This window comes from Pseudopedobacter sp. (genome assembly GCF_040392825.1).
GTDB lineage: Bacteria > Bacteroidota > Bacteroidia > Sphingobacteriales > Sphingobacteriaceae > Pseudopedobacter.
The window spans coordinates 1-6117 of record NZ_JBEBVH010000239.1; the positions used below are offsets into that span (position 1 = coordinate 1).

At 35.2% G+C, this 6117-nt stretch carries 5 protein-coding genes and 1 pseudogene; 2 read left to right on the forward strand and 4 right to left on the reverse strand.

What is annotated here, in order from left to right; genetic code table 11:
* From ABWO41_RS14410 to ABWO41_RS14420, 3 genes and pseudogenes are all read right to left on the reverse strand, one after another.
* Positions 1-379, reverse strand: a pseudogene (locus ABWO41_RS14410) (heme exporter protein CcmB); the annotation flags it as partial.
* 11 nt (positions 380-390) lie between these two features.
* Positions 391-975, reverse strand: a complete 585-nt coding sequence (locus tag ABWO41_RS14415; protein ID WP_353139480.1) for a riboflavin synthase — start codon at positions 973-975, stop codon at positions 391-393.
* 22 nt (positions 976-997) lie between these two features.
* Positions 998-2092 carry a DNA topoisomerase IB gene (locus ABWO41_RS14420; protein ID WP_353139483.1) on the reverse strand — a complete coding sequence of 365 codons (1095 nt, stop codon included), beginning with the start codon at positions 2090-2092 and terminating at the stop codon, positions 998-1000.
* Between the two features lie 74 nt (positions 2093-2166).
* On the opposite strand from ABWO41_RS14420, the gene ABWO41_RS14425 reads away from it, so the two are divergent.
* Both ABWO41_RS14425 and ABWO41_RS14430 read left to right on the forward strand, forming a co-directional pair.
* A complete protein-coding gene (locus ABWO41_RS14425) occupies positions 2167-3195 on the forward strand; it encodes a CobW family GTP-binding protein (RefSeq protein ID WP_353139486.1) in 1029 nt (342 codons plus the stop codon).
* Between the two features lie 112 nt (positions 3196-3307).
* Positions 3308-4168: an N-acetylglucosamine kinase gene (locus tag ABWO41_RS14430; protein WP_353139489.1), complete on the forward strand. Its 861-nt coding sequence runs from the start codon at positions 3308-3310 to the stop codon at positions 4166-4168.
* Positions 4169-4222: 54 nt separating this feature from the next.
* Here ABWO41_RS14430 and ABWO41_RS14435 read toward each other — a convergent pair whose 3' ends face one another.
* The gene (locus tag ABWO41_RS14435) at positions 4223-5872 is read right to left on the reverse strand and encodes a hypothetical protein (protein WP_353139492.1); all 1650 of its coding nucleotides are present in this window, start codon (positions 5870-5872) and stop codon (positions 4223-4225) included.
* Between the last annotated feature and the right edge of the window lie 245 nt (positions 5873-6117).

The following is a 6117-nucleotide window of genomic DNA, read 5'->3' on the forward strand; positions in this document are numbered from 1 at the left end:
GCCAGATATCGCCTATTTCATTAGTAAACACAACGTTGTAAGCAATTAAGGCGATGAATGCCATTAATATCATTAAAATAATATTATAAATTATTTTAGAGATGATAATAGCATGAGGGCTGGCCAGTGTATAAAAATACAATAACCTTCCTTTGCTTTCCTGCATAAAACTTTTAGCTATGGCATTGATAGCTGTAAACAGTAGAATAATCCAAAAAAGAGCATTCCAAACTAAGGGAGGAGTTGTTTTAAAGGACAGATAACAAACAAATACCGTAGAAAGTACATATAATAAAATGCCGTTAAAAGCATATTTAGAACGCCATTCCAAAAGTATTTCTTTATACAGTAGGGATTTTACCTGTTTAGCAAAGCTCATGTTTTAGTGTTTTAGCGTTGCATTAAACGGGCAACATATTTTCCTATAATGTCGAATTCCAGGTTCACTGTACTTCCAACCTTAACTTCGTTCAGATTAGTATGTTCATAAGTATAGGGGATAATGGCAACTGAAAACTGATTCTTTCGTGAATTTACTACAGTAAGACTGATTCCATTTACACAAATGGAGCCTTTTTCTACAGTTACGTTACCCTGGTTTTCTTCATATTCAAAAGTAAAGAACCAGCTGCCGTCTTGTTCTTCCAGAGCAATACATTTTGCTGTTTGATCTACATGGCCCTGTACAATATGTCCATCCAGTCTGCCATTCATCAGCATACAACGCTCCAGGTTTATCGTGTTTCCTTGCTGCAGTTCTCCTAAATTGCTTTTTAGAAGTGTTTCCTGAATTGCTGTAACTGTATGCGTATCATCTGCAATGGAAACAACAGTTAAACAAACGCCGTTATGGGCAACAGACTGGTCTATTTTAAACTCATTACTGATATCAGATTGAATAGTTAAATGGAGATTGCCCCGGTCTGTTTCTACCTTTACAACTTTACCTAGCGTTTCTATAATGCCTGTGAACATGTAGCAAAGTTAAAAAAAATGCTTAACTCAGACTTTCCTGGTCCAAAATTTTAATCAGCAGTTTCTCATAATCCGTAAAAGAGCCCGACGAAGTTTTTCTGGTTCTGTACAAATGGATGTGTCCATTTTCATAAGATGATATCACAGTTGGATGCACATAATATTTTTTACAGACTGTTCTGGTATTGCCTAACTTTTCTGCAACATAGTCAACCGCCTGCACAATATTGCTTTTCAGTTCGGTTTGCTTCTCATAGTTCCCTATATTTCTAAATGCACAGATAGCATGGACGCTGCCAAACCATGTCCTGAAATCTTTTGCAGTAAAATCTTCACCCGAGATTTCCTTGATATAATTATTGACATCTCCGGAATCAATACTATGATGATTGCCATTTTCATCATAGTATTGAAATAGCTCTTTTCCGGGAATGTCCTGACAGTGTTTTACCAATTTTGCAATTGACTTATCATGCAGCGAAATTTCATGATAGATACCTTTTTTACCTTTAAAAGCAAATTTAACTTCTTTATTGCCGTTGAATCTGACGTGTCTGTCTTTCAACGTTGTCAAGCCGAAAGAGCCATATAACTTGCTGTAATTTTCATTTCCTATGCGGATATTGGTCAATTCCATCAGTTTTACAACCAAAGCCAATACTTTTTCCAGAGGTAATCCTTTTCTTTTTAGATCTTTTTCTACCTGTTTCCGGATAGTGGGCAGGGCTTCAGCAAATCGCCTTAAGCGGTAAAATTTAGCCTGGTTTCTAATTTTATTCCATTCCGGATGATACCTGTATTGTTTTCTGCCTTTTGCATCTATTCCTGTAAACTGAAGATGTGTGTTTTCTGCGGGCGAGATCCAAATGTTTTCATATGCCGGGGGAATAACCAGTTTCCGGAAGCGTTCTAACAAATCTGAATCTTTTACCAGATTTCCCTCCAGGTCAAAATATTGAAAACCGTTATTGTTTCTTTTTCGTGTGTAACCTTTTTCAAAATTATCGATATATCTTAAGCCAACGGCTTTGGCAGTGGATTTAGCGTCGGAACCTATTTTCTCTAATTTTTGTTGCAGCCTGTTCATGTATTGTGAAGTCAAAAGTTTAAAGTTCAAAGAAAGTCTAGTCTATAAACCGATGAACTTATCAAGGAACAAAGTAATTAAGGCTAATGTTTTCTGATGCTGAGATGAAAAATGTAATATTTGTAATTCGCTATCTTTGCCAAATGGCATTGAAGACAACTCCGGTTACCATACTTACAGGTTTTTTAGGGGCAGGTAAAACTACTTTTTTAAACCATATCATCACGGAAAATCCAGATAAGAAATTTGCGATTATTGAGAATGAATTTGGTCAGATTAATATAGATAGCTCACTGGTTATTAATACTGATGAGCATATTTTTGAATTATCTAATGGCTGTATCTGTTGTTCGGTAAACGGAGAGCTTAGCGATTTATTGAATAAATTAGTCACCGGGCCTTATGAGTTTGACCATTTGATTATAGAAACTACTGGCATTGCAGACCCTTCTGCGGTTGCAGCGGTTTTTATGACAGATTACAATATTCAAACTGTATTTAAACTAGATGGTGTAATTTGTCTGGTAGATTGTGCCCATGTTCTGGATGTACTGGGAGTAGAGGAGGAGGCTTCACAACAAATTGCTTTTTCTGATTATATTATATACAATAAAAGCGATGATGCAGACGGAGAGCAAATAGAACTCATTAAGCAAAAGACAAAGGCTTTAAATCCTCTTGCGGATTTTGAATTTGCGAATTATGGCAAAGTAGATACAAAAAAGCTGTTGGAATTGAATGCTTATGATAAGTCCACTGTAAAACTAAAGTTAGGTGTTTCTACATCGCTAAAACAAGGTTTTGCATCTTCTGTAAAAGAGAGCCATCATCATGATATTGTTGCACAAAGTTTTGTGTTTGACGAAAGTTTCGATCTGATGAAGCTTCGTCATTATTTTACTGTTATGCTAATGTTTCAGGGGGCATATTTTTACCGTATTAAGGGGATTATCAATATTGAAGGGATTAACAGGCAGCTTATTCTCCAATCTGTAAAAGGTTCTCCTGTTTTTACGGATGGAGATGTCTGGGAAGATGAAGAGAATAAGCAGACTAAAATTGTATTTATAGGTAAGAATTTGAGAAGAGATATTCTGGAAAAGGGTTTGAAGCAATGCTTTTTTGTAAAATAATAAGCTGTTAATCAGGTGTTTTTGTGTTTATTGCTTGAAATAAGTACTTAGTGTACTTTGTACAATAAGATAATATTAATATCTTTAAAAACTGATTATTATAATTTAACATATGATACTTATAGCAGACGGGGGCTCTACTAAAACCAATTGGTGCCTTATTGATGAAAATAACAATAAGACACTCTTTAATACAGAAGGTTATAACCCTTATTTTTCGGATACAACTTATATATATAATTCTTTAAAGAAAAACTTACCCAAGGATCTTCCGGTAGAGGAGGTTAAGGAAGTAAATTATTACGGTGCCGGCGTACATAACGATGAAAAGGCGAAAGTAATTTCAGATGCTTTCGAGAAGATTTTTGTAAATGCGAAAATTGATATTGGTCATGATCTGTTGGCTGCTGCCAGAGCTTTATTGGGCAACAACAAAGGTTTCGCAGCTATTTTAGGTACCGGAACAAATACCTGTATTTATGATGGAAACGATATTGTTGAGCATATTGATTCTTTAGCGTACATATTAGGTGATGAGGGGAGTGGTTGCCATATTGGTAAAAAGCTCTTGGGAGATTATATCAGAGGGTATATGCCGGAAGAGGTTAGAAAGGAATTTTGGAATACATTTCAGTTAACTGAAGAAGATATTTTAGATAACGTCTATGTAAAGCCGTTACCAAACAGGTTTTGTGCCAGTTTCAGTAAGTTTGTTTATGATGTACAATCTAATAAGGTATATACCCGAAATCTGGTAAAATCTTCTTTTGAAGAGTTTTTTAAGAATCTGGTAAGCAGATATCCTAACTATAAATCTTATTCATTCAATTGCATTGGTTCTGTAGCCTATAATTTCAAAGATATTTTAGAGGAGGTTGCAGGTGAATACGGAATGAACTTAGGGAAAATTGTACGTTCTCCCATAGATGATTTGGTAAATTTCCATCAACAACGGTTTTTAAACGGAAAATAAACAAAAAGTGCTGTGAATTTACTCACAGCACTTTTTGTTTGTCAAATGTCCAGATTAATTCCTGAATTTAACTGCCTTATTAAGATTCTTACCTTCGAGATTTAAGACATAAATAGCATCTTGTTTTAAGATGGTATTAAGTGCGATATTATTGTCTCCTTTGTTGATTACAGATTTTTTAGAAAGGATTACTCGCCCTGTAACGTCTGTAACGGTTAAGTTTACCGAATCTGTAAATTCAGAGTTTATGGATAAGATAACCGAACCGTTTTTATTGATTATTTTGATGTTTTCTTCAGGTGTAAAGTTAAGTTTTACAGGAACGGGACCAAATGTTTCTGATTTTCCATTAAAATCTACTTGTTTTAGTTGATAGTAATTCGTTCCGGATGCCGGTGAATAATCTGTAAATGTATACTGCGTAAGTGTGCTGGAATTGTTCTTGCCGTTTACTTCGCCAATTTTAGAGAACGAAATACCATCTGTAGAGCGTAGAATTTCGAAGTGTTTATTGTTTTGTTCTGATACTGTAGACCAGTTTATAAGTACATTTGAATTAACAGGTTTAGCCGTAAAACTGTTTAAGGTAACAGGCAATGTAATGGTAGAATTAGGTGTGAAGCTGATACCTCTGTAGCCTACTGTGGATGTTGCGGTACTCAAAGTGGTAATAGAAACTCCTGTTGTCGAATTGGAAATAATTTGGTTTTTCGCTGTTTCATCTACTATTTTAACAATACTATTTCCTTTAGATTTAATAGTTACGGCATATAAGGTAACTTTACCATTTTCTATTCTTCCGGTCATTCCCCTTAGTCCCAGATCCCCGCTAATATTAGAATCAACAAAACCTGCGGCAATCCAAGTTTCTCCATTATCTGTAGAATAGAATTTGTATATTCCTTTTGTTTCGTCAGCGATATATAGAAGGTCTTTACCAAAAAACACGAAATCTCCAGGTATTTTTAAAACATTTAAAGGGCTGGTATTACTTAAGTCTGTTACACTAGCTACTTCAGTTGGTACATCACTTCCAATTTTGGTAAATAAATAATTAGTAGCATTAGTCAATCCGGTAGCAGCATATAGTTGATTGTTGAATACATTTATACTGGCAGAATTTAATCCCTGAAGTTTGTTGTCAACGGTATATTCTCCAATTCTTATAGGAGCACTCATACTGTTATTAGAAAGATTCAATTTTGCATATTGAAGACCGGCGGTAGCAGATGTAGACCCCCCGCTAAGATACACATCATACAAGTTTTCGGCTGTTTTGAAAGCAAAACAGGCTCTAACCTGTGTAGCGGAGTGAATAATAGTAGCAGTATTGATTGTTTTTATATTTTGAAATTCGTCTATAAACATTACGGTTCTGGCATCAGTAGTCGAAGCCAAATTTCCTGATGAAGGGTATGTGGTGTGTCCATACATAGTAAGATACTTCTTGTCAGAGCTAAGCTTCAAGATACCATTGTTTACTGTACTGGCAGTTAATCCAATATAAAATGTAGGTATTATTTTTTCTTCAGCGTTTACAACTGGAGTTCCATCTAAATTTAGTTGAAGTAAAGAGACATCCCCGACATTTGAATTCGCAGGGAGCGCTATAGTTTTCACAACTACTAGTTTATCAGCCGTAAATTGAGCAAAAGTAAAATTTGCTGTAGCCAGCAAGGCCATAGAAAGTAAAAGTCTTTTCATAATGATTTTTTGATTTATATGATCTAATTAGTTTGTTAATTAAATGTAGTTGGCTGATCGAAAAGTCTGTTTCGATATTGATTAAATGTGTTTTGATTTTGTTGAAGAGGGGATGCAAAAAGCAGTGTTCATTGTCAGGCTGAGCATTTCGACAAGCTCAATACAAGCTTAGTCGAAGCCTCTTCAGTGCTGCTACTTAGGAACACATTTCGACTCCAATGTGACAGCATTAGTGCTTTTCAGCC

Bases quoted from the DNA above. Each gene is read 5' to 3' on its own strand.
- ABWO41_RS14415 (WP_353139480.1), bottom strand. From the start codon at position 975: ATGTTCACAGGCATTATAGAAACGCTAGGTAAAGTTGTAAAGGTAGAA.
- ABWO41_RS14425 (WP_353139486.1), top strand. From the start codon at position 2,167: ATGAAAAATGTAATATTTGTAATTCGCTATCTTTGCCAAATGGCATTG.
- ABWO41_RS14430 (WP_353139489.1), top strand. From the start codon at position 3,308: ATGATACTTATAGCAGACGGGGGCTCTACTAAAACCAATTGGTGCCTT.
- ABWO41_RS14435 (WP_353139492.1), bottom strand. From the start codon at position 5,872: ATGAAAAGACTTTTACTTTCTATGGCCTTGCTGGCTACAGCAAATTTT.